Below are 22,455 nucleotides of genomic sequence, written 5' to 3' on the forward strand. Positions count from 1 at the left end.
CGCTCGACGTCTGACGCTGAATGCGTCAGACGCTGCTCGGGCCTGCACTGTTGCGTTCTAGTGAACGGGCGGCTCGGAAGGTATCGGTCGGCGGCAAAAACGATTTGTCGAAGGTCGGATGCGACCGTATCAGGCTGCCGGCTGCCTCGCATGTTCAGAAGTCCGACAGAAAAACAGCACGAACGTCCGCAACAGGCCGACTTGGTGAGTCGTCGACGCATGAAGGCCGCATGGTCGGCATGGACTGCTTTGCGCAAGTCCGGCACCCGCCGCGTCCACGACAGGGTTCCCAGGAGGTCAAACCAAGAGACGTGGCGCCCGCAGCGCGGCCGTCAGGTCGCTTGTATTAACGGAACACACGGCGTACAACTGTTGAACACAACAAGCGTTAGACGGTGTGCGCACTCGCAAATACAAGTGCGCGATTCAAATTGCAGCGGGGCAAGTGCAGCATCGAGGGGCGGTTATGACGCGTCGGGTACCGTTGGACGATGAACAGGAGTGCGCGTTCTGGCGGTCGAACGCAAAGGCTGAAGAAGCATCGGCGAGTTGGCGAATCCTCGTTGGTCACAGGGACGAAGCCATCGGCGCATCGCTCACGTTCCTGCTGGCGCTCAAGAAGTACGAGGTCGTTCACGCCACCGGAATTTCTGAGTTACGTCGCTACATGGCGAGTTGGCGTCCCCATGCAGTCTTGCTCGATACCCGACTGGATGCGCAGTCGAACTATGCATTCGTTCGGAGCCTACGCAAAGGCGATCAGGCCCACCGACTGCTGATTCTCGCGATGAGCAACATCTGTCCGTTGGACTCTCTCGCCACTTTGAAAGAGGCCGGCTTCGATGGGCACGTGCGGCGCCCGTGTTCGGTATGGCGTGTGACGGACTTGCTCGACAGTCATTTCAGCCGCCGGGACGGTTGAGGGTCGACGCCGGCATTTGTAGCCGTTGCGGTGCCATAGCCGCGTGTCGCGGCTTCTGCATCGGTGGCGCGTCGCGCCAATCCAACGAGTGCGCTAAATCTCGAACTCAAAAGCGCATGACAAGCGCGACCCCCGCCACCATCAACACGGTGCCGAGCGCCCGCAGCCAGCCGAGCGGATGCTCGGCCACGCCGATCCAGCCGAAATGGTCGATCGCAACCGATGCGACCAGGTTCGCGCAGATCGTCAAACCATTGAGCGTCCCGACACCTACCTTCTGCACGAGCGTCAGACCGGCGAACACGGCGACGGCTCCGACGATGCCTCCAAGCGGCGCCCACCACTTCATGCTGCGCAGATCATCGAGTGTCGGCAACGGCGTCGGCTGCATCCAGAACAATGCGATGGCAAGGAAGGTGACGAGCAGGAACGACACGCCCGACGCAAGCCACGGATTGACGAGCGCGCTCTTGAGTGCGCCATTGATCGGTGCGCCCGCAGCCTGCAGAACGCCGCCCAGGATGATGAAGGGATAGATCCACGTGCTGCTCATCTTGCTCTCCTCTGTCCAGGTTGATCAGTGTCCGATCAGGAGCCGGCTGCCGAGCGCCAGGACGAGCGCAGGAAGCATGACGACGATGCCGACCTTCAGGAACTGCATGAAGCTCACTTCCTCGCCTTCCCGGCGAATCGACGAGAGCCACAGAATCGTCGCGAGGGAGCCGGTGATCGAAAGATTCGGGCCGAGGTCGACACCGATCAGCAGGGCATCGACGACGCGCGCCGGACTATGCGCCTGCAAGGCCGTCGCACTGGCGATGAGTCCGGCGGGCAGATTGTTGATCGCGTTGCTTCCGAAGGCGATCAAGAGACCGGATGCCGCAGCAGTCAGCGGCTGATTCTGCTGGCTTGCCTGCTTGAGCAACGCCGAGATCTCGCGTATGACGCCCGTGTGATCGAGCACTTCGACCAGCACGAAGAGACCCGCGACGAGCGGCAACACGCTCCACGATATGTCGCTGACAAGCCTGACCGGTGACTCGCGTTCCTTGATCAGAACGATCAGTGCCGTGAGGATGCCGAGAATCGCGGTCGGCAAACCGAGTTGCAGGTCGAACGCCGAGACGACGAGCAGGGCGACGGCCGTCACGCCCATGCTCGCCAACGTGACCTTGCCGTTCGTGCTCAGTCGTTCGACAGGCAGGTCGCGCGCGCACTCGCCGTTCAACTCCGCACGCTGCGTCCAGCGCAGCATGAAAAACGTCGCGACGATCGACATGACCGAAGGCAAGGCGAAGCGCGCGACCCAAAGACCGAGCGCCGGCGTGTGGTTCGCGTAGAGCACGAGATTGGCCGGGTTCGAGATCGGCAAGACGAAGCTCGCTGCATTGGCGATGAACGCGCACACGTAGAGCATCGGAAGCGGCTTTGTGCGCGCTTTCCTGGCGGCCGCGAATACCGCAGGCGTGAGCACGACGGCGGCGGCGTCGTTCGACAGGAACGTCGTCACGACGACACCCACGAGGTAGACCAGAATAAACAGCTTGCGGGGAGATCCCTGAGCATGGTTCACGGCATGCACCGCGACCCAGTCGAAGAGACCTTCGCGGCGTCCGAGTTCCGAGAGCAGCATCATGCCGATGAGGAACAGATAGACGTCCGTGCCCTTGCCGACCGCCTGCCACGCAAGCTGCGCGGGAAGCAGCCCGAGCGCGACGAGCATGACGGCGCCCGCCACCGCCCAGATCGCTTCGGGCCAACGGAAAGGCCGCAGGATCACGCCGGCAGTCGCGGCGAACGCAATGCCCCAGGAGAGAAAAGTCGGATTCATATGGCGAGACGGGAATCGTGGGTGACGTCGCGGCGCAGGCCGCACGCTTTCTTGAGCGTTTTGCCGAAGAGCAGCCAGAGAGCAAGCGATCCTGTCGATATAGCGCCCAGTACCAGAAAGGCGCTCGCATAGCCGAAGTGTTGAGCGAGCACGCCGCCGAGCGCCGGACTCAGCGCCGCACCGAAAGCCTGCAACGTCATGACGACGCCCTGCCCGACGTTCACTCTTCCCGTGCCCTGCAACAGCCGCACGACCAGCGCGGGCACCGCGACGCTTTGCAGCCCGGCGCCGATGCCGTCGAGCGCCTGAACCGGCCAGACGCCCCACGCCGTAATGAACATCGCGGCGACCACACCGCGCAGCGGCAGCGCAAGAAACGTGATGAGCATCACGCCCCAGTAGCCGATTCGCTGGATCAGGCGGTTGGCGAAATACGCGGCGGCCACCATCACGAGTTGAGCGACGACGATGGTTTGGGCGGTGAACGCGCTCGGGTCGCCATGATGCGCGGCGACCACTGCAAGGCCGTATAGCGGCAGCATCGCGGCATTGCCCAGATGGAACATCGCAAGCGCCGCGGCGAGAAGCAGCAGCGGCCGGCATGTCAACAGAACGCGGAAGCCGCTCGCGTGCTCGTGCTCATTCGATGCCGGGCCGCCGAGGCCGCGCGCACTGTCGTGATCGATCGCGTCGCGCCGGATGAGCAGCGTCGCTAAGATCGTCAGAATCCCGAATATGCCGGCGAGCACGAACACGGCGCCGAAGCCGTAGCGCCATCCGAGCCAGCCCGAAAGCGCGGCGGCGACCACGTTGCCCGCATGATTGGCCACCTGGTTGCGGCCGAACTGCCGGTCGAAGCCTTTATCGCGCACGATTCCCAACGTCACGCCGGCCACGGCCGGACCGAGCGCCGCTCCCGTCACGGCCGTGCATACCTGCGAAGCCGCCACGATCCAGTAACTGTGCGACACCCACAGCACGAGTGACGCGAGCGTGGTCATCACCCCGGCGATCACGATGATGCCGCGCTTGTGATGCGTGGCATCGACGAGCGCGCCCGCTGGCGAGGTCGCGAGCATCCCCGCGATGCCGCCGAGCGTCATGACCGTGCCGATGGCCTCGGGATGCCAGCCATGCGCCTGAAGAAAGACGCCGAGAAACGGCCCGATGCCCGCTTGCACATCGGCCATGAAGAAATTCAGTCCTTCGAGCGCGTATTGTGGATTCATGATTCACCATTGACGGCCGTTCTTGTTGGGACCGAGCTGCGTGCCGAGGATGCCGTGATCGGGCCAAGGTTCGACCGCGTGCGCATCCGTGCCGAGTGCAGCGTGGTGCTCGAGGTGCTTCTCCGTATGCGCTGTCGGTCGAAGCGAGATCGAATCCTCGCCGCTTCGCCCGTCAGCCGTGCGCGCAGTCACCGTCAAACGCGCCCCGTGACTCGTTGCGGCAGCCGGAAGAACCGCTTGCCAGATCCCGGTCTCGTCGGCGCTGGGAGAAAACGCGACCGGCATACCGTCGAGATGGCCGGTGACGGATTCGACGTCGTCATCGGAAACCAGCACGCGCACACGGGTTGCGTCCGCGCTTCCCGGTGCAGAGCGGCTGCGATGCAGCCGCCGGTCGGACGGACGCGTGATCATGACGAATGGCCACGGAGCATCGAGCGGGTGAAACTTCCAGCTCACGGCCCCGCCGTCCACTGCCGCGACCGAGAATCCCGGGCGACCATCGTCTTCCTCGATCTGCCCGGTCGAACGGGTCGCTGCGTAGACGACATAACCGTCGTTGAGCAACTCGTTGTAGTGCGTATGTCCGGTGTCGACCATTGCGACACTCGCGTGCGCGAACGCCTCGGCCAGCGCTTGTCCATCGGCGACATCGCCGGGATAGGCGTGCATGAAGACGACGGGCGGTTCGGGGTCGTGAGCCGAAGACGCGAGTTCTTGCATCAGCCACTGCGAATCACGACTCGAAAGCCTGAAGTCCGGCCCTCCCCGCCCGGCGGACACGACATCCAGAAAGATGCACCGGTGGCCATGCACGACGCGCGACCTCGGCAACGCGGCGTTCGTGAAGGCGTTGAAGGCGTCGAGATGGCCCGGCTCGTAGTCGTGATCGCCCGGTATCGTGTGAAGCGGCAGTTTGAGGTGGGCCACTTCATCGGCTATCCGGCGGTACTGTTCGGGCGTACCGTTGTTCGCGTTGTCGCCCGGGAGAAACGCGAAATTCACCCGGTCGGACAAGTGGCGATTGACCAGGCGGATCATCGACTTCAGATGATCGAGACTTTCGTACTGGTCGTCGCCCGAGGCGTGAAGGTCCCCGAAGTGCACCCAGCTCAACATGACACATGCTCCCCTGAATGAATGCCAGCCTCGTCAGGCCGCTTCCGGCGCGTCGATGAGTTCGGCTATTTCATCGACTTCGATGGTGCAGCCACGCCGGTTCTTCACGCCGTGTCCCCAGGCATGAACGTGCGCGCCCGGACTCAGGTACGCCGCCAGCTCCGCCGCAGCGTGAGGCGGCATGCGCAGCGACGTGCCATCGTCGAGCAGCGCCCCGCGCAGTTCGCCCTTCGGACCGAAAAGCGAAAGCACCACTTCGCCGGCGGCCTCCATGGGCTTGCGTTCGACGTGCGGCTTGTGATGATGTTCGCCGTGGGCATGAGGACCGTCGTCGAGAATCAGCACGCCACCGCGCGTCGTCAGCGAGACGGCGGCGATCATGTCTGCATGGCGCGGCTTGACGCCGCGCACGCGCACTTCATCGCCGAGCGCGACATGCCGGGCGAGTTGCTTCGACAGATGCGGAGGAAAGTGAACCTGACGCGAGCCGACGACGAGACCGTCGATTTCACCGTGAGAATTCAATAGAAAGTGCGTGACTTTGCCGCGTGTCTCGGGAAGGCTTGCGGGGTCGATCCAATGCATGTTCGTTATCCTGAATGAGTGTGAGATTGAGACGCTTGCGATGGCGCGCTTAAGGCATTGGCGATGCGCGGTCGTACAGCGGCGTGAGATTGCCCGGCGTGCCGAATGCCGTCGCCTGAAGCGCGGTGCCGTATTGATTGCGCGTGCCGTAACCTTGCGCCGATACCGTCGCGCCAGCGTGGACCAGCGCCGGGAACCGTTGCGCCACGCGTGGCGTGAGCGCGATGACGGTGCCGTCGGACAGGATCACGCCATCGGGCTCACCGCGAGGCGCGCTCGTCACATGTGTCACCTGTCCTTCCGCGCTCAGGCGCGACAGTCCTTCACCGCGTGCTGCGCGGGGCAACGGCGGCATGCCGCGCATCGGCGGCTCGTCGATGACCTGCTGCCCACTGCGCGTGTCGATGATGCGTTGCGCCGCGAAGCTGCCGCCTTCGTCGCGCCGGCCAGTCACTTGCACGGAATCACCCCGGCGGACGGCCGAAGTCAGTTGCGTGCTCATATGCGGCGGGAAGCGGACGAGCGTCCCGTCGTCGGTCATGAAGCCGTCGACATCGCCGTCAGGATTGGTCAGGAAGCGCGCGACCGTGCCTTGTGTGGTCGCCGTCGAAGCAGCGTCGGCGAACGGGCCCGGCGCTGCGCCCGGAGCGCGCGGGGCGGGTGGGGGTGGCGAAACGTCTGACGGCACGGGACGCGCTGCCGGTTGCGCAGCGGACGGCGCCGGGATTTGAGCCGCGCAGCCGGCGCTCGCCGTGATCAACGCCGTGAACACGACGTTCCGCAGGCTGGGGTGTCGAGTCGATTGCATGATTCACTCCTTTCGTGTGGCGAGGAGTGAACTGCAAGGCCTATGCCAATCGAGAAACGCCGATAAATCAATGCGTCGCGCGCGACGAGCGGCTTAACCTGTCAAGAAAGCCGACAGCGCATGTCCGGATCGTTGACGCTTTTTCAGGCGCCCGCGGACGCCTCGGACATGCCGAGCGCCGCCATGCGCGTATAGAGCGACTGCCGGCTGATGCCGAGCCGCCGTGCCGCCTCGGCGCGGTTGCCGCCGGACGCGGAAAGCGCGTGGACGATCAGCGCATGCTCCAGTTGCGCTACCGCTTGCGGCAGCGGAAGGTCGAGCAGTGCCGGGGGAATCGCGTCATCCGCGTGACTTCGTGTCGCGGTCAGAAACGCGAAGTCATCGCGCGTCAGCACCTGTGCGGGCGCGAGCGCGCTCGCCCGCTCAATCGCGTTGGCAAGCTCGCGCACGTTGCCCGGCCATGCGAACGTGGCGAGCAGGCGCTGGGCATCGGCCGAGAGATGTTTGCGCGCGACATCGGACGATGCCGCCGCGAGGAAGTGTTCAGCGAGCGGCAGGATGTCGGCCACGCGCTCGCGCAGCGGCGGCATATGCAGCGGGATCACGTTCAGACGAAACAGCAAGTCCTGGCGGAACGTGCCTGCCTCGACCATCGCAGCGAGATCGCGATGCGTGGCCGCGACCACGCGTACATCGACCGTGACGACGCGGTTCGTGCCAAGCGGCGTGACTTGCCGTTCCTGAAGGACGCGCAGCAGCTTCGCCTGCATCGGCAGCGGCATGTCGCCGACTTCGTCGAGAAAGAGCGTGCCGCCATGCGCCTCTTCGACTCGCCCGCGCCTGTCGCGCTGCGCACCCGTGAAGGCGCCCTTCCCGTGCCCGAAAAGTTCGCTTTCGAGCAAATCTTCGGGAATGGCCGCGCAGTTCACGGCGATGAACGGACCGCTCGCACGGGCCGACGCGCGATGCAACACGCGCGCGGCGATTTCCTTTCCGGTTCCCGTTTCCCCGGTGATCAGCACGGTCGAGTTCGTGCCGGCGGCGCGGCCGAGGCGCTTCTGCACTTCGCGCATGGCCTCACTCACGCCGAGCAATTGCGGCTCGTCGGACGTGACTTCGTCCGCGAACGCGCGCGTGGCAGGCGTGTCGATCTGCGCCGACAGCACGCGATCGAGCAGCGCGGCGATTTCTTCCCGTCCGACCGGCTTGGCGAGATGCTCGAAGGCGCCGAGGCGCATGGCGCTGATGGTGTTGTCGCTTGTCGCGTGCGCGGTGAGCATCACCACCGGCACGGTCTGCATACCCGGCGTCGCGCGTAGCGTCTCGAGCACGGCGACGCCGTCCGCGCCCGGCAAGCGGAAGTCGAGAAAAATGCAGGCAGGCGCCGCACGCCCGCGCAACTGTTCCAGCGCTTCTTCGCCGGAACGCGCTTCGGCCGTCGAGTGGCCGAGGTCTTGCACGGTTTCCGCGAGGCCTTCGCGAAACGCGTCGTCGTCGTCGATGATCAGGATGGTCGCCATGGCAAGTCGATCACAAAGCGCGTCAGGTTCGAATCGTCCGCAAGGTAAGCGCGGCCGCCATGCGCCGACGAAATCTCGCGCACGACGGCGAGACCGAGTCCCGATCCGTCGGGGCGGCCGGTGACGAACGGCTCGAAGATGCGCTCGCGCTCGGCTATGTCCACGCCGGGTCCATTATCGATGACTTCCAGCCTGAGCCTCTCGCCTTCTTGCGCTGCGACACCGTATGCGCGAACCGTCACGGTCCCGCCTGACGGCGTATGCCTGAGCGCATTCACAAGGAGATTGTCGAGCGCGCGCGCCAGTTGGGCCGGATCGAAAGCAGGCTGCGTCGTGCTCTGCGGCACGTCGACAGCCAGCGCGACATGCCTGCTTTCGGCTCGCGATTCATGCGTATGAACGATATCGTCGAGCCAGGCGCGCAGGTCGACTTCGCGTGCATGGACCGTCACCGATTGCGTCAGCGCAAGCAGGCTCGTCACCTGTAACTCGATGCGTCCCACTTGCTGAATGATCGTCTTCAACGCGGCTTCGCGGCGCGCGCCGTCGCCGGCCAGCGCGTTCTCCGCTTTCAGACGCATGGCGCCCGCCGGATTGCGGATTTCATGCGCGATTTGCGCGGCCATCTTCCCCAGCATGCTGAACCGTTCCGCCTCTGCGAGCTGCCGGTTCAGCGCGTCGGCGTCGCGCTTGAGCCGCTCGGCGCGGTCGGCATAACGGTTGAGCGCATCGACGATCTGATCCAGATCGCGCTCGCCGATGCGCGCGAGCCGTTTGCCGCGTTCGAATTCGCCGCCGGGTGCGAGCGCCTGTTCCAGCAGCGTGAGGTTCTGTCTCCATCGCTTGAATGTGAGCGCCAGAAACAACGCGAGCACGACGATGACGGCAAGCACGCTCGCAAGAATGGCGGTGGCGCGCTCGCCATAGGGCCCAAGCGGCGGACGCGCGCGCGTGAGAGTCCATGCGAAAAGGTCCGCGTGACGCGGCACAGGACAGGCCACGGCAAGCACGGCGTCCGTTCCGCTCGACACGGTTTCCGCGTGCAACGCTGCGGCGCTCGATGCGCTCTTGAGCGTGCGCAGAATGAGCGGCGTCTCGGCTTCGGGAATGTCGCGCTTGACGCCGCTGCCTCCATAGGTCGGGAATGCATACGCGATAAAGCCGTTGGACGCGTTCGACGGCGGCTGGCTGGTCCAGAAGCCGCCTTCGATGCCATCGGTCTGGATGAGCACGAGGTCGAGGACCGCGTGCATCAAGTCGACATTCGTTTCGCCGGAGCGCTGCATCGACAGGTCATAGCGTGAGGCAACCGCCGTGCAGGCGGCTTCCGCTTGCTGCTTCGCGGCCACGACACGTTCCCCGAGCGCCGACGACAACATGAGCCATACCGCGACACTCAGCAGACCGCATAGCGCGGCGATAAGCATCCAGAGCGTGAGAAGCTGCGTGGAAAACGACGGTCGGGGCATGAGAGGATCATGGGCGAACGGGAGCGGCGAACGGAGAAGCAACTCTTCTGCCACCCCGCGAGCATTTTGAAGGGCGGCGCTAGTCCCGTGGGTCGGCTGTGGTTCGCTGTGGTTCGCCCGATGCCATTACCGGCACTGGCCGTCTTCTTGAGTCATGGCCGCTGATGGATGTCTGGCCGCGGACGCGGTCCAGCGGATAGGCGGTCAGCAGCGCGCCACGAACTCGGTCCGCAGCGAGCGATGCGCCGCGCTTGCTTCGACCACGTGCCGAGGCAATCGGCGATATGCGAGAGCAACTCAGTCGCGCGGCGGGTTGCGCGCGACCGAATACGCTCGTCCCACTCCACGAGCGGTTCCCGGACGGCGGGCCCGAGCGTCCTGCTTACCCGCGGACCGTCAAACGTCAGGCGATTGCGCAGCCGGCTTTGCGCCTCGCCGCGCTTGCCGTCAGGCGACTTAAGTGCCGGCGCGCTGAATGGCAAACCGCCAGAGAGTCGAAGCCGGTCTGCATTCGTCGCCGTAGAACGCAACGGAAACGAGCATGGGCGACGCATAAGCGCGGACGCCGATTGTCTTGCTCTCTCCGTGACCCGCACACGGTCGCTCGCTGCCGAGGTCGGTTTGGCTTTGTTGATCGCGTATGCAAGACCGAGAGAGTCCGTGCCGCTCGTGATCGTGCGCAGCGCGCAACGCGACGCGTTGCGCGCGAGCGTCGATGGCAACACTTCAGCGAGATGCGTTCTAACTACACGATGCCGGCTTCATACGCAATGGTGCGAAGACCGAGCTTGACAACGATTAGTTCGTCGCGCCATCCCGCCGCTCAGTACAACGAGCACAACCCAGCACGGCCCCGACGTTTTCGCAGACGTTTAAAAGATAGAGAGAATACCGAACCGTAGACATGCAAAGTGTCTCGCGCGAGCCGCAGCGAACGACCGGTCGCATTACATTCATTACGGCTATTTGTTCAGGTCTCCTTGGCGGGCGGCAACGCAGGACTGCATAGTGTGCGGCTCACCACACTTCGGCGGCAAGTGAGGCTTACCACGCGCACGATGACGGGTATCGTATGTCAGCCGGTCCCCTACCGCCGCATAAGCCAGCCTGTGCATTCGCCGATGCATACGGCGGAACGCGTCAGCGCGCTCAATTTTTCGTTTCCGCAGCAGGAGAATCAAGATGGCAAGAACCCCCTATAACCGCCGGACATTCCTGAAAAGCTCTGCATCCGCCGCCGCGTTGATGTCACTGCCAATTCCGGGTATGACGGCCACGACGGGTCACGTCCGGCTCGAATGGCAAACGTTCAAAACGACGCCGCAATATGCGTCGTTTCTCAATGCCATCAAATTGATGAAGGCAGTCACCGACGCCACCAAGCCGACTTCATGGACGTATTGGGTGAATGTCCATGTGAATTACTGCCCGCATATGAAGCCCTACTTTTTTGCTTGGCATCGGGGCTACCTCTACTATTTCGAACAGCAGTTGCGCACCGTGAGCGGGGATAGCTCGTTGTGTCTGCCTTATTGGGACTACTATGCGCATCCCACGATTCCGAGCGAATTTCTCGACAGCGCGACGGGCAATCCGCTTTATGTGAGCGGCCGCGTCAATTCAAACGTGTATAGCGCGCTCACGATGTCGCCCTTTTCGACGTCCATCAACAATTTCCAGCGCGGCACCAGTAACTCGTATGAAGCGTCGTTCGAATCCGCGCCGCATAATCCGGTGCACGACGTTATCGGGGGATGGATGGCCGACATGCAGTCGCCGACCGATCCCATCTTCTACCTGCATCACGCGAATGTGGACCGCCTGTTCGACGGCTGGGCGGGGCTCGCGCGGACCAACTATCCGTCGCCCACGGATTCGTACTGGTCGGGTTCGTTCACGTACGCGTCAGGGCTCACGATAGCCAAGAGCAAGACCTATCAGCCTTCGCTACTGAACTATTCTTATGCGAGCAATGCGCTGCCGACGTCCATGCCGCCCAGCGCCCGAGTGGGGAGAATCATCCGCGTGCAAGCCCAGCTTTCGCCGATTCACGGCCGTCCGGCCATCGGCAACTTCGCTGTAACCGCGCCGCGCGCGATTGCGAACGGTCGCCGTTCGCTCGGCGGCGTGGCCAACCTCAAGCTCAGCGAGAAGTCCGTGAGCGCGGCGGTCACGCTGGCCGCGTCGGATGCGACGGCCTTGCAGACCGCAGTCACCTCGACGGCGGCCTCGCCGGCAGCCGCGACCGTCTCTCCGAACGCGCAGGGAGCGCCTGGACAGGCGAAGTACGCGAAGATCGTGCTCGATACGGTGGCGGTGACATCGCTCGGAAAGCAAGGCGGCTATTTCTATAACGTGTACGTGAACTTGCCGTCTTCCGGAGACGCCGACCCCAGCGCGCAGGCGCGCTTCGTCGGAACCATCGGGCCGTTCGAAGTGTCAGCCGCCATGCACCACGCTGGCGGAACACTGACCTTGCCCGCCAACGATGCGCTGCAGGGTCTCACGCCCGCCGAGCTGAAGCAGGTCGTCGTGTCGCTCGTGCGCGTGAACGGCGACAACTCGCCGACGGGCGTGGTGATGTCCGTGAGCGAACTGCGCATCGAGCTTGCGACGACTCCGGACTGAGCCGGCTCGCAACTGGACGCAAGAAGCCCGTCGCGCCGCGATGGGCTTTCTTTTGCCCGCTTCCCTTCACGTAGAGACGGCTGCGCTCGCTTACTCGCTGCCCATCGGCCCCTGAATCGTGAGGCTGTTCCTGACCGACGTGACACCGGCCGTGTTCGACGCCGCGCGGGTGGCGAGGTCCACCTCCGACTGATCCGGAACGGAACCCTGCAGCATCACGACGCCGTTCTTGACTCGCACCGTAATGCGCGCGGTATTGAGCCCCTTCGTCCGACTGAGCGAGCGGATGACCGCTTTGCGCAGCGCGCGGTCAGCGGACTTGTCTTGCTGATGCGGCGCGGAGGCGGCGTCTGCGGAGGCCGCAACGTCGCTCGTGGCTTGCGCATGCGCCACGGCCACCGAGCCGCACAACGCTGAGACCAGAACGTACAGCTTCAATCGGTTCGACATGTTTTCCCCTGAATGCCGCGTGTAGCGACTCGAATGCCGACCCGGCTCGCTGTTCCAAGCGCATTCTTCGTAGTTCGAAACGCGCTGCGAGCCGATGTCGCCGTTGCTTGCGATCCTTGCGCACGAAGCATAAGCCAACGCCCGGTGCCTGCACCCCCTCGTGAATAGGGGGCGCGGCGGCATGATCGCTGCCTTTTCTCTTAATCGCGCGGCAAGCTATAGCGACGCTTGAGTTCCGCGGAAACGTGCGTCGAGTGCGAATGCTCGCGCCGGAAGGTGGCGAATGCATCGCATGCCGCAGCGAGACATGCCGATGCGCTCGCCCCTCGTTTCGAGGGGCGGCAGCGTGGCGCGCATGGGTCACCATGCCAGTCGAAACCCGCACGGCTTCGAAAGCGTCGTCCGTCTCGATAGCGGCGCATCGTGATGCCCGCGCCGTCATGCACTCAGACCACTCAGGAAGACCCATGAGCTACACCTCGCCCATTCGCGACATGATGTTTGTGATGACCGAATTGGCTGCACTCGACGCGATCGCCGCTTTGCCGGGGTGCGCCGACGCCACGCGCGAAACCGCGCAGGCCATTCTCGAAGAGGGCGCGAGGCTGTGCGGCGAAGTGCTTGCGCCGCTGAACGCCGCAGGCGACCGTCAGCCTCCCGTCTGGCGCGACGGCGCGGTGAGCGCGTCGCCGGGCTTCGGCAAGGCCTTCGCGCAGTTCGTGGAAGGCGGCTGGCAAGGTCTCATGCATCCGACTGAATTCGGCGGCCAGGGTCTGCCGAAGCTGCTCGCCGCGCCGTGCCTCGAAATGCTCATGGCGGCGAATCTGTCGTTCGGCACGTGCCCCTCGCTCACCGACGGCGCCATCGAAGCATTGCTGCTCGCCGGCTCTGCTGAGCAAAAGGCGCACTATCTGCCGAAGCTCATCAGCGGCGAGTGGACCGGCACCATGAACCTGACCGAGCCGCAAGCGGGCTCCGATCTCGCGATGCTGCGCGCCCGCGCGGAGCCAGCCGAAGGCGGCGCGTACCGCGTCTTCGGCACGAAAATCTTCATTACGTGGGGCGAACACGACATGGCGTCGAATATCGTCCACCTCGTACTCGCGCGCACGCCGGAAGCGCCTGAAGGCATCAAGGGCATCTCGCTTTTTCTTGTGCCGAAGTTTCTGTCGAATGCGGACGGCTCGCTCGGCGCGCGCAACGACGTGCAATGCGTGTCCATCGAACACAAGCTGGGCATCCGGGCGAGCCCCACCGCCGTGCTGCAATTCGGCGATGGCGGCGGCGCGACGGGCTTCCTGATCGGCGAGAAGAATCGCGGCCTCGAGTACATGTTCGTGATGATGAACGCTGCGCGCTTTGCTGTCGGCCTGCAGGGGATCGGCGTGGCGGATCGCGCGTACCAGAAGGCTGCGGCGTACGCGAAGGAACGCGCGCAGAGCCGCCCGGTGGACGGTTCGTCGGCCGGCGCGGTGCCGATCATCCGCCACCCCGACGTGAAGCGTATGCTCGCCACCATGCGCGCGCTCACGGAAGGCGCGCGCGCCCTCGCCTACGCGACGGCGTCGCATCACGACCTCGCGCAACATCATCCCGACGACGCCGTGCGCATGGAGCATCGCGCGATCCATGAGTATCTCGTGCCCATCGTCAAGGGCTGGAGCACGGAACTGTCGGTGGAAGTGACGAGCATCGGCATTCAGGTGCACGGCGGCATGGGTTTCATCGAGGAAACCGGCGCGGCGCAGTACTACCGCGACGCGCGCATCCTGCCGATCTACGAAGGCACCACGGCGATTCAGGCCAATGACCTGCTCGGCCGCAAGACGCTGCGCGACGGCGGCGCAGTAGCGACGCACATGCTCGCGCGCATCGACGAAACGCTCGCGCAACTGCGCGCGCATCCCGCATTCACGACGCGCCCGGCGTTCGCGGCGATGCACTGTCATCTCGATGCGGGCCGCGCCGCGCTCGCGCGCGTAATCGCTTTCATGTTGATGCATGCGAAGTCCGACCCGAACGCGGCGTTCGCGGGAAGCGTGCCTTATCTGCAGCTTTCCGGAGTCGTGCTGTGCGGCTGGCAAATGGCACGCGCGCTGATGGCGGCGCACGCGCTCGAACCGCGCGATCCGCTGTTTTACGGCGCGAAAGCGGCGACCGCGCACTTCTACGCGACGCATATTTTGCCGCGCGCGCTGAGTCTCGAAGTCGCGATTCTCAGCGCCCGCGGCAACGACGGTGTGCTTGCGCTGCGCGACGAACAGTTCTAAGAGCGCGGCGGCCTTTTCTAGCGCAGGCGGTTGCTCGATGGTGCGCTTCGTTGTCGCTGCTCCCTCACGACCATTCGCGCCGCCCCTCGTTTCGAGGGGGCCGGGTTAGCTGGCGCGATACGACGCCCCACGGCCTACGCGCCCGAACGCGTGACGCGCGGCGGCTCGTTCCTGTGCAGCGGACGTATTGCCAGAGCTACCGTGTGAGTGCGCGGCGCGGCACCGATCCGATGAACGGCATGTTGCATCTAGGGTTTCGTCTGGCGATGGATCACGCCGCGTGGAAGCGCGAAGAGGCGGCCAGCCGCTGATGGCCCCGCTCGGGACCCGGCGACATGCGATTCATGCGCGCCTGCCGCAACGGTGCTGCGCGCGCTTGATACCGCCACCGGCCGCGTCGGTGAGTACGTCTCTTACCAGGCCGCGACGCCGCGCGCCTCGACCGGCGCGCGGCGAGTCGGGGCAGATTCAGTGCTGCGCCTGCAAGACTTCATCCTCGATGATGACCGACTTCCCGAGTTCCGCCCAGGCGCGCGCCGCCGTCAGGTAACGCTCTTCGATACTCCCGCGCCGGATCTTCATCGTCGGTGTCAGAAAGCCGCTGTCGATGCGCCATGAATCCTTGACCACCACGATGAACCCGAGCCTCTCGTGCGTTTCGAGCGTGGCGTTCACGTCGTCGAGCAGCGCGTGCAATTCGGCGCGCAACGCTTCGCGCGTCACGGCGTCGTCGAGGTCGCTTTTGGCTGCCGCCGACAGCATCATCAGCGCGAACGGCTGCACGAACGCCGGTCCCGTCACGCAGACCGCCTCCACCTTCGGATGGCTCAGTCTGTTTTCAATCGGCGCCGGGGCGACATATTTGCCCTTGCTCGTCTTGAAGATCTCTTTCACGCGACCCGTGATCTTCAGGCGGCCGATTTCGTCGAGTTCGCCGCGATCGCCGGTCTTGAAAAATCCGTCTTCGGTGGTGCTGTCCGCGGTCAGCTCGGGCTGGCGATAGTAGCCGAGCATCATCGTGGGTGACTTGAGCAGAATCTCGCCGTTCTCCGCGATTCTGCATTCGACGCCCGGCATCGCCTGTCCTGAATAGCCGATGCGCACGAGGCCCGGCCGGCTGTAGTGCGAATACGAGAAGTTCTCGGTCATTCCGTACACATCCAGCAGTTCGAGCCCGAGCGCGCGATACCAGTTCATGATGTGTTCCGGCAGCGGTGCCGAGCCGGTGAACGCGAGCCGCGTCGCGTCGAGGCCGAGCATCGTCAGGATTTGGCGCTTGAGCGCGCCGGCTGCGGGCGCGTCCGTTTCGAGCAAGGACTGCTGCTCCTGCGGCAGCTTCGCGCAGATGCCCTGATAGAACTTGGTCCACAGGCGCGGCATGGAGATGAAGACCGTGGGCCGCGCCCGCAGCAGGTCCTGCGCGAAGGTGGCGAGGCTGTCGTTGAAGAAAACATGAAAGCCGTGGCACAGCGAATTCGCCTCGACGAACGAACGCTCAGCCGTGTGCGCGAGTGGCAGGTACGACAGCACGCGGTCCGCCGGCGTGAAATCGCAGAATTCGCCCGAGCGCGCCGCGTAGGCGAAGATCGTGCCGAAGCTGTGCATCACGCCCTTCGGACGACCCGTGCTGCCGGACGTGTAGATAATCGTCGCGAGCTCGTCGGGCGATGGCAGATGCACGTCGTCGAGCGGCGCGGTGTCGGCGACGATATCGCTCCACATGGACGCTTCAGGCGTGTACGGCGACATGGGCAGCCTGACGAGCCGCGCGTTCGAAGGCACGACGTTGCCAATCTCGTTCCACGCGTCGGTCTTGCCGTCGAGCTTGCCGATGAACACCACGCGCACGCTGCAATGCTCGAACACATACTTCGCGGTGTCGGCGCTGATGGTCGGATAAAGCGGCACCGACACGTGCCCGGCGAGCCAGATGGCGAGGTCCGCGATGACCCAGTGCGCGCTGTTCTTCCCGACGATGGATACGGCGCTGCCCGGCGGCAACTGTAACGCGCGCAGCCAGCCGGCCATGCGCCGCGCCTCGTCGCCGACTTCCTTCCACGTGTAGTCCACGACGCGGCCGTCCGGCGTCGGTTCGGTCAGATAGACCGCATCGGGTTGCGCACGCTCCCAGTGCAAAAAGCGATGAACCACGGTCCCGGAATTCGTGCCGCTCATGAATGTCTCCATTATTTTTCGCCGGTGTCGCCGCGTCCCGGCCGAGGACTCCGTCATGCGGACCGGTCCGGCCGGACGCCGACGCCCGCCTTCCAACGGCGGCTGCCCTTTGCGATGTGCCGCCGCTGGGCGCGGGCTGACACAACGATACGCCGATACTGCCGTCCGTCGCCCACCCTTAAATAGGGGGGTGACATGGCATCGGGAATCGAATGGAGCGGGAGCCGGAGCCGGAGCCGGGCTGACGGCCGCGAGTCTGTCAACCCGCGTTCGGCCTGATTTTATTTCGAGGAGGCTCGCGTTCAACTAAAAGAGCGCGAAGAATGCTTAGCGATGCTTGCGATCGACAGCCGGCGATCGCAGCCTGTGCGACCGGACCCGCTCACGCGGGTCCGGCATCTGTCGCTTACGACTGGATGAACGCCAGAAGATCAGCGTTGAGGACGTCCGCGTTGACGGTCAACATGCCATGCGAGAAGCCGGGATAAGTCTTCAGCGTGCCGTTCTGCAGCAGCTTGATGGACTTGAGCGCTGCGTCGGCAATCGGCACGATCTGGTCGTCCTCGCCGTGCAGCACGAGCGTCGGTACCGAGATGGCGCGCAGGTCTTCCGTCTGGTCAGTCTCCGAGAAGGCTTTGATGCCGTCGTAATGGGCCTTCGCGCTGCCCATCATGCCCTGACGCCACCAGTTCTGGATCACGCCCTGATGCACGGTCGCGCCCGAACGATTGAAGCCGTAGAACGGTCCCGCCGGAACGTCGACGAAAAACTGCGCGCGATTGTCCGCGAGCGCCTTGCGAAAGCCGTCGAACACTTCGAGCGACAGTCCTTCCGGATTCGCCTCGGTCTTCAGCATGAGCGGCGGCACGGCGCTCACGAGCACGGCCTTGGCCACGCGCCCTGCCGGTTCGCCGTGCTTCGCGACATAGCGCGCCACTTCGCCGCCGCCGGTCGAATGACCGATATGCACCGCGTTGCGCAGATCGAGCGCCTCGACCACGGCGAACGCGTCCGCCGCGTAGTGATCCATGTCGTGCCCGTCCGAGACTTGCGTCGAGCGACCGTGGCCGCGCCGGTCATGCGCGATCACGCGAAAGCCCTTCTGCACGAAGAAGAGCATTTGCGCGTCCCAGTCGTCGGAAGACAACGGCCAGCCGTGATGGAAGACGATCGGCTGCGCATCCTTCGGACCCCAGTCCTTGTAGAAGATTTCGACGTTGTCTTTCGTTGTGACGTAAGGCATGGTGATTTTCCTCTTCGACGTGATGGAGCGTTGGAACATTAGCCGGCGATCATCTTCCGGCGCGAGTGTGACAACCGCCACCGTGAGTGGCGGTTTTTACGGCCAAGTGCGCGAAGCGATGGGGGGAGATTACGGGCGCCGGCATCGTGACGGAAGAGCGGCGTATGCAATGCATTGTTGCACCGGTGCGAGGGTCATTGCAACGAACGCGTACCGGTACCAGAGTTGGGGACGATGCGACTCACCACCGCGTCACTGCCATCGCCATCGCCATCGTTCACTGCTGCTGACAAAAGGCAGCGACATGTGACGACGGCGTGACGATAGCCGTGCTCGCGAAGCAGAGATCAGGCGGGCATCGGCGCTGCGTGAAATGCCGAGGCGGGATCGCCGCGCAGCTTGAAGACCGCGACCGCGTCGCGCAGGGAACTCGCCTGCTCGGCGAGCGCATGCGCCGCAGCCGACGCCTGTTCGACGAGCGCGGCATTCTGCTGCGTGACTTCGTCCATTTGCGTGACGGCCACGTTGACCTGTTCGATGCCTGTGCGCTGCTCTTCAGACGCCGCCGAGATCTCGCTCACCACGCCGGTCACGCGCTGCACCGAATCGACGATGCCTGCGATGATGCTGCCCGTGTCATGCACCAGTGTAGAGCCGGTGTCGATGCGCCCTGCCGACTGTTCGATCAGCGCCTTGATCTCCTTCGCCGCCGACGCGCTGCGCTGCGCGAGCGAGCGCACTTCGGACGCGACGACCGCGAAGCCGCGCCCTTCCTCGCCGGCACGCGCCGCTTCCACCGCCGCGTTGAGCGCGAGAATGTTGGTCTGGAACGCGATCGCATCGATGACCGCGATGATCTCGCTCACCTTGCCCGAGCTTTCCGCGATACCGTTCATCGTCGCGATGACCTGCTTCATCATGTCGCCGCCGCGCGTGGCGGTCTGCCATGCATCCTCGGCAAGCGAGGACGCCGCGACCGCGTGATTCGCGTTCTGGCCGACGGTCGCCGTGAGTTCCTCCATGCTGGCCGCCGTCTGTTGCAGCGAGGCGGCCTGCTCTTCCGTGCGCGAAGACAAATCGAGATTGCCCGATGCGATTTCGGCGCTCGCCGTCGCGACGCCTTCGGCATTGCGGCGCACCTTGCTTACGACATTCGCGAGGCTCGTCTGCATGTGCTTGAGCGCGCCGAGCAGTTCGGCGATTTCGTCCTTGCCGTGCGCATCGAAGTCGAGCGACAGGTCGCCGTCAGCGACCGCCTGCGCACATCCGAGCGCGCGTGCAAGCGGGCGCGACACGGTCCGGCTAAAGAGGAAGCCGCCAGCGAGCGCGAGCGTCAGCACGACCAGCATCAAGCCGATGCTCGTCTCCGAAGCCTTGTGCGCCGCGCGGTCGGCCTGCGCAGAGACATCGGCGCTGTCGGCCGCGATCTTCTTCGCGGCTTCTTCGAGCAGCGCGGCCGGTTCGCGATCGACGCCGGCCACGGCCGCATCGCCCGCCGAAGATTCGAAGCCCGCGGCCTTGAACGCCTCGAAGCCACGGCGATACCCCTCGCCCATCGCGTGATGCGCCGAGGAGAAACGCTCGACGAGTGTGCGGCTTTCGCCGGGCGGGAGCCGCGTAATCAGCTGGTCGGCGAGCTGGTTGACCGCGCTTTCGCGCGTCTGGAACGCGGTCCAGTATTTGTCGAGCTTCGCCGGGTCCTTGCCGCGCAGAAGCGTGTCCTTCCACTCCTGAACTTGCAGCTTGAAGGTGGCGAGCGTCTCGGACACCATCCGCTCATTCGCGACGTTGGCGGCTACCGCCGTGCGATAAGTGTCGATGGAGCGGTTGAGGGCGAAGATGCCGTAGAGCGCGCCGGCGAACATCAGCACGAGCGCGATGGCGAAAGCGAGAGGAATCTTGAGGCTGAGTTTCATGGCGGGAGTCGATAACGGAGTTAGGCGCTTTGCACGCGTATTGGTGTTATCGGCAATTGACACGGGAACTAAACCACCACGAGCCTCGCCCTCCATTACATTCGGTCACGCCGCTGGTGTCGCGGCGCGCGTCGTTTGCGTCAGGTTTGCGGCGAAAGGAGCGGCTCGACCGAACTCCCCGTCTCGATAATCCCCGCTTCGACGACGCGCGCGGTCATGCCGCCGAAACCGCGTACCGCGTTGTATCTGCCGACGCCGAAGGTCTCTTCCATCCGCGAGCACGGATGACATTCGCCGGTGATGTGCAGTACAGCGCCGCCGATGCGAAAGCGGCGATCCTTCAACGCATGCAGGTTGATGCCTTCGGTGACGATATTGCGACGCAGATCGAACGGCGAAACGCGTTCGCGTCCAAGAAAACCTGCAATGGCGCGCAGACTCTCGGCTTCGATGAGCGTGACCTGTCGGTTGCCGCCTTTGCGGCTGTAGTGATCGCCTTCGAGCCCCGCTTCGGCCGATGCCAGCACCGAGCGCACTTCCACGAGCGGCTCACGTCGCGCACTGCGCACGCCGATCCACACGACGCGGCCCGGACGGACGGGCGCGAGCATCAGTCGGGTCAACGGCGATTCGGGATTGAGCGGCATCGTTCGGCAACGATCGTGGAGTGCTGGGAGCGTGGACGCCTTTCAGCCATCGGCGGGAGTCGGCGTCCATCCGAAAACCGCTTCGAAACGCTCGCGAAACGGCGTGCGGATGCCCGCGGGCGATTGCCGGACATACGCCTCGGCGCGGCGGCATTCGTCCTCGCCGAGCGATTGCAGATAGGTCACCGCTTCATCGACGCTCGGCATGCGGCCGTTGGTCTCGCGCGATTTCGGCGGCAGCGCCGTCCAGATGACCGCGTCCGCGCCGTTGCGTTCGAGCCATGTTGCCAGCGCGTGCGATTGGGCATACGTGATGCCGGCCGGCGCCGGAATGCTGCCGATCCATTCCGCGACGTTCACGCGCACATCCTCGCGCGCGCGCAACGCTTCGCGCGCGGCGTCGAGCGAATCGAGCGCGACCGGCGCCCAGAACGTCGGCTGCAAGGGCCCTCGTTCGAGCACCACGAGGCTCACGATTTCGCCGTCCGAGTGACGCGCGAACTCCAGCGGAATGAGCGGGCCGCCCTCGCGCCATTCGCCGTCGATTGGAAACCCTTTGAGATTCCACAGCAACGATCCCCATGCTACACAGACGATTTTCATGCGGTTTCGCTTTTTCGTGATGAAGGCTGGATGCGGCTGAGCACGGCACGTGCCCATCCGCGGGGCATGGCGATGCGGTGTTCGCGGTATTGGGCGGCTTGCGCGCGTCAGCGGCGTGTCCAGTCTCTTGCGCCATCAGCGTGGCGCGGCGAGTTCGCGAATGCGCGCCGCGACTTGCGCATCGAGCGCGGTATAGACGATCAGTCCGAGATCAGGCCGTCCATCGACGGCAAACGCCGAGTATTCCAGTTCGATAGGGCCGAGCTTCGGATGCAGCAGACGCTTGACGGTCGCGGCATCGGCATGACTGAGCACCTCGTGATCACGCCAAAACGCGTCGAACTCGGCGCTCGCGGCGCGCAGTTCGTCGACGAGCTTGCCCGCATCCGACAAGAGACCCGCGCGAGCCACATCCGCCCTGAACGCGCCGACGACGAAGCGCGCCACGCTTTCCCAGTCGTGCTGCTTCGCCCGGACGGCCGGATTGCGGAACAGAAAGTGAAGGATATTGCGCTCGCCGGCGGGCAGCGTGCCGTAGTCGGTGAGCACGACGGCCGCCGCCCGGTTCCACGCGACGACATCCCACGTCGCTGTCTTGACGATGGCCGGACTGGCGTCGAGCGAGTCGAGGAGCCGTTGCAGACGCGGATTGACGCCTTCTTCCGCCTTGTAGCGGACTTCGGGCGGCCGGCCGAGGCCCAGCATGAACAGGTGCTCGTGTTCGACGTCGGTCAGCAGCAGCGCGGCCGAGATGCGGTCGAGCACCTGCGCCGAGGGCGCGCCGCCGCGTCCTTGTTCCAGCCACGTGTACCACGTCGGGCTGATATGCGCCCGCTGCGCGACTTCTTCGCGGCGCAGCCCGGGCGTGCGCCTGCGTCCGGTGAATCCGAAGCTCGCCGGATCGAGGCGCGTCCGACGGCTGCGCAAGAAGTCTCCCAGCGATCTGGCCGCATCGTCTGACATGATGACCCTGTTAGCCGCTTTACCATGATGAGCTCACTACTTTAACGGGATAAAAATCGGCGGGATAGTGAAGCCCT

The 22,455-nt window shown here is 64.6% G+C and carries 18 protein-coding genes and 1 pseudogene; 4 read left to right on the top strand and 15 right to left on the bottom strand.

Going from position 1 to position 22,455, the window contains the following annotated elements; genetic code table 11:
- The first annotated feature begins 484 nt into the window (after positions 1 to 484).
- Positions 485 to 922: a histidine kinase gene (locus P9239_RS23130; RefSeq protein WP_309755381.1), complete on the top strand. Its 438-nt coding sequence runs from the start codon at positions 485 to 487 to the stop codon at positions 920 to 922.
- Between the two features lie 106 nt (positions 923 to 1,028).
- On the opposite strand, the gene P9239_RS23135 is transcribed toward P9239_RS23130, so the two are convergent.
- The 8 genes from P9239_RS23135 to P9239_RS23170 form a co-directional block, all read right to left on the bottom strand.
- Positions 1,029 to 1,475 (bottom strand): DMT family transporter, encoded by a 447-nt coding sequence (locus tag P9239_RS23135; RefSeq protein ID WP_309755384.1) that lies wholly within the window; start codon positions 1,473 to 1,475, stop codon positions 1,029 to 1,031.
- 24 nt (positions 1,476 to 1,499) lie between these two features.
- The gene (locus P9239_RS23140) at positions 1,500 to 2,753 is read right to left on the bottom strand and encodes an arsenic transporter (protein WP_309755387.1); all 1,254 of its coding nucleotides are present in this window, start codon (positions 2,751 to 2,753) and stop codon (positions 1,500 to 1,502) included.
- Positions 2,750 to 3,982, bottom strand: a complete 1,233-nt coding sequence (locus P9239_RS23145) for an MFS transporter (protein ID WP_309755390.1) — start codon at positions 3,980 to 3,982, stop codon at positions 2,750 to 2,752. The genes P9239_RS23140 and P9239_RS23145 overlap by 4 nt, the downstream gene beginning before the upstream one ends.
- A 3-nt stretch (positions 3,983 to 3,985) precedes the next feature.
- Positions 3,986 to 5,101, bottom strand: coding sequence for a metallophosphoesterase (locus P9239_RS23150; protein ID WP_309755393.1), 1,116 nt, complete (start codon positions 5,099 to 5,101; stop codon positions 3,986 to 3,988).
- Positions 5,102 to 5,134: 33 nt separating this feature from the next.
- Positions 5,135 to 5,686, bottom strand: a complete 552-nt coding sequence (locus P9239_RS23155) for a hypothetical protein (RefSeq protein ID WP_309755396.1) — start codon at positions 5,684 to 5,686, stop codon at positions 5,135 to 5,137.
- A gap of 49 nt (positions 5,687 to 5,735) precedes the next feature.
- The gene (locus P9239_RS23160; RefSeq protein WP_309755397.1) at positions 5,736 to 6,494 is read right to left on the bottom strand and encodes a hypothetical protein; all 759 of its coding nucleotides are present in this window, start codon (positions 6,492 to 6,494) and stop codon (positions 5,736 to 5,738) included.
- 143 nt (positions 6,495 to 6,637) lie between these two features.
- Complete coding sequence (locus P9239_RS23165; protein ID WP_309755400.1) at positions 6,638 to 8,014, bottom strand: sigma-54 dependent transcriptional regulator; 1,377 nt, start codon at positions 8,012 to 8,014, stop codon at positions 6,638 to 6,640.
- Positions 7,999 to 9,483 (bottom strand): HAMP domain-containing sensor histidine kinase, encoded by a 1,485-nt coding sequence (locus P9239_RS23170; protein WP_309755402.1) that lies wholly within the window; start codon positions 9,481 to 9,483, stop codon positions 7,999 to 8,001. Before P9239_RS23170 ends, P9239_RS23165 begins: the two co-directional genes overlap by 16 nt.
- A 1,182-nt stretch (positions 9,484 to 10,665) precedes the next feature.
- On the opposite strand from P9239_RS23170, the gene P9239_RS23175 reads away from it, so the two are divergent.
- Positions 10,666 to 12,111, top strand: coding sequence for a tyrosinase family protein (locus tag P9239_RS23175; RefSeq protein WP_309755405.1), 1,446 nt, complete (start codon positions 10,666 to 10,668; stop codon positions 12,109 to 12,111).
- Positions 12,112 to 12,201: 90 nt separating this feature from the next.
- Here P9239_RS23175 and P9239_RS23180 read toward each other — a convergent pair whose 3' ends face one another.
- A complete protein-coding gene (locus P9239_RS23180) occupies positions 12,202 to 12,561 on the bottom strand; it encodes a BON domain-containing protein (protein WP_309755409.1) in 360 nt (119 codons plus the stop codon).
- Positions 12,562 to 13,028: 467 nt separating this feature from the next.
- Between P9239_RS23180 and P9239_RS23185 the strand changes: the two genes are divergently transcribed.
- Positions 13,029 to 14,831 carry an acyl-CoA dehydrogenase gene (locus P9239_RS23185; RefSeq protein ID WP_309755412.1) on the top strand — a complete coding sequence of 601 codons (1,803 nt, stop codon included), beginning with the start codon at positions 13,029 to 13,031 and terminating at the stop codon, positions 14,829 to 14,831.
- A gap of 135 nt (positions 14,832 to 14,966) precedes the next feature.
- Positions 14,967 to 15,142: pseudogene (locus tag P9239_RS23190) on the top strand (SUMF1/EgtB/PvdO family nonheme iron enzyme); the annotation flags it as partial.
- A 157-nt stretch (positions 15,143 to 15,299) separates the two neighbouring features.
- On the opposite strand, the gene P9239_RS23195 reads toward P9239_RS23190, so the two are convergent.
- The 6 genes from P9239_RS23195 to P9239_RS23220 all read right to left on the bottom strand — a co-directional run bounded on the left by P9239_RS23195 (position 15,300) and on the right by P9239_RS23220 (position 22,378).
- Positions 15,300 to 17,006 (bottom strand): AMP-binding protein, encoded by a 1,707-nt coding sequence (locus P9239_RS23195; RefSeq protein WP_309755415.1) that lies wholly within the window; start codon positions 17,004 to 17,006, stop codon positions 15,300 to 15,302.
- A 406-nt stretch (positions 17,007 to 17,412) separates the two neighbouring features.
- A complete protein-coding gene (locus tag P9239_RS23200; RefSeq protein WP_309755420.1) occupies positions 17,413 to 18,249 on the bottom strand; it encodes an alpha/beta hydrolase in 837 nt (278 codons plus the stop codon).
- A 347-nt stretch (positions 18,250 to 18,596) separates the two neighbouring features.
- The gene (locus P9239_RS23205; RefSeq protein WP_309755423.1) at positions 18,597 to 20,165 is read right to left on the bottom strand and encodes a methyl-accepting chemotaxis protein; all 1,569 of its coding nucleotides are present in this window, start codon (positions 20,163 to 20,165) and stop codon (positions 18,597 to 18,599) included.
- 140 nt (positions 20,166 to 20,305) lie between these two features.
- Positions 20,306 to 20,812 carry an MOSC domain-containing protein gene (locus P9239_RS23210; RefSeq protein WP_309755426.1) on the bottom strand — a complete coding sequence of 169 codons (507 nt, stop codon included), beginning with the start codon at positions 20,810 to 20,812 and terminating at the stop codon, positions 20,306 to 20,308.
- Positions 20,813 to 20,854: 42 nt separating this feature from the next.
- The gene (locus P9239_RS23215) at positions 20,855 to 21,415 is read right to left on the bottom strand and encodes a hypothetical protein (protein WP_309755429.1); all 561 of its coding nucleotides are present in this window, start codon (positions 21,413 to 21,415) and stop codon (positions 20,855 to 20,857) included.
- 135 nt (positions 21,416 to 21,550) lie between these two features.
- On the bottom strand, positions 21,551 to 22,378 hold the full coding sequence (locus P9239_RS23220; RefSeq protein ID WP_309755431.1) for a helix-turn-helix transcriptional regulator: 828 nt from the start codon (positions 22,376 to 22,378) through the stop codon (positions 21,551 to 21,553).
- Positions 22,379 to 22,455 lie beyond the last annotated feature (77 nt).

Source organism: Caballeronia sp. LZ062, from assembly GCF_031450785.1.
Taxonomy (GTDB): domain Bacteria; phylum Pseudomonadota; class Gammaproteobacteria; order Burkholderiales; family Burkholderiaceae; genus Caballeronia.

Coding starts and splice junctions, on each gene's coding strand:
- P9239_RS23135 (WP_309755384.1), bottom strand. CDS start 1,475: ATGAGCAGCACGTGGATCTATCCCTTCATCATCCTGGGCGGCGTTCTG.
- P9239_RS23140 (WP_309755387.1), bottom strand. CDS start 2,753: ATGAATCCGACTTTTCTCTCCTGGGGCATTGCGTTCGCCGCGACTGCC.
- P9239_RS23145 (WP_309755390.1), bottom strand. CDS start 3,982: ATGAATCCACAATACGCGCTCGAAGGACTGAATTTCTTCATGGCCGAT.
- P9239_RS23150 (WP_309755393.1), bottom strand. CDS start 5,101: ATGTTGAGCTGGGTGCACTTCGGGGACCTTCACGCCTCGGGCGACGAC.
- P9239_RS23155 (WP_309755396.1), bottom strand. CDS start 5,686: ATGCATTGGATCGACCCCGCAAGCCTTCCCGAGACACGCGGCAAAGTC.
- P9239_RS23160 (WP_309755397.1), bottom strand. CDS start 6,494: ATGCAATCGACTCGACACCCCAGCCTGCGGAACGTCGTGTTCACGGCG.
- P9239_RS23165 (WP_309755400.1), bottom strand. CDS start 8,014: ATGGCGACCATCCTGATCATCGACGACGACGACGCGTTTCGCGAAGGC.
- P9239_RS23170 (WP_309755402.1), bottom strand. CDS start 9,483: ATGCCCCGACCGTCGTTTTCCACGCAGCTTCTCACGCTCTGGATGCTT.
- P9239_RS23175 (WP_309755405.1), top strand. CDS start 10,666: ATGGCAAGAACCCCCTATAACCGCCGGACATTCCTGAAAAGCTCTGCA.
- P9239_RS23180 (WP_309755409.1), bottom strand. CDS start 12,561: ATGTCGAACCGATTGAAGCTGTACGTTCTGGTCTCAGCGTTGTGCGGC.
- P9239_RS23185 (WP_309755412.1), top strand. CDS start 13,029: ATGAGCTACACCTCGCCCATTCGCGACATGATGTTTGTGATGACCGAA.
- P9239_RS23195 (WP_309755415.1), bottom strand. CDS start 17,006: ATGAGCGGCACGAATTCCGGGACCGTGGTTCATCGCTTTTTGCACTGG.
- P9239_RS23200 (WP_309755420.1), bottom strand. CDS start 18,249: ATGCCTTACGTCACAACGAAAGACAACGTCGAAATCTTCTACAAGGAC.
- P9239_RS23205 (WP_309755423.1), bottom strand. CDS start 20,165: ATGAAACTCAGCCTCAAGATTCCTCTCGCTTTCGCCATCGCGCTCGTG.
- P9239_RS23210 (WP_309755426.1), bottom strand. CDS start 20,812: ATGCCGCTCAATCCCGAATCGCCGTTGACCCGACTGATGCTCGCGCCC.
- P9239_RS23215 (WP_309755429.1), bottom strand. CDS start 21,415: ATGAAAATCGTCTGTGTAGCATGGGGATCGTTGCTGTGGAATCTCAAA.
- P9239_RS23220 (WP_309755431.1), bottom strand. CDS start 22,378: ATGTCAGACGATGCGGCCAGATCGCTGGGAGACTTCTTGCGCAGCCGT.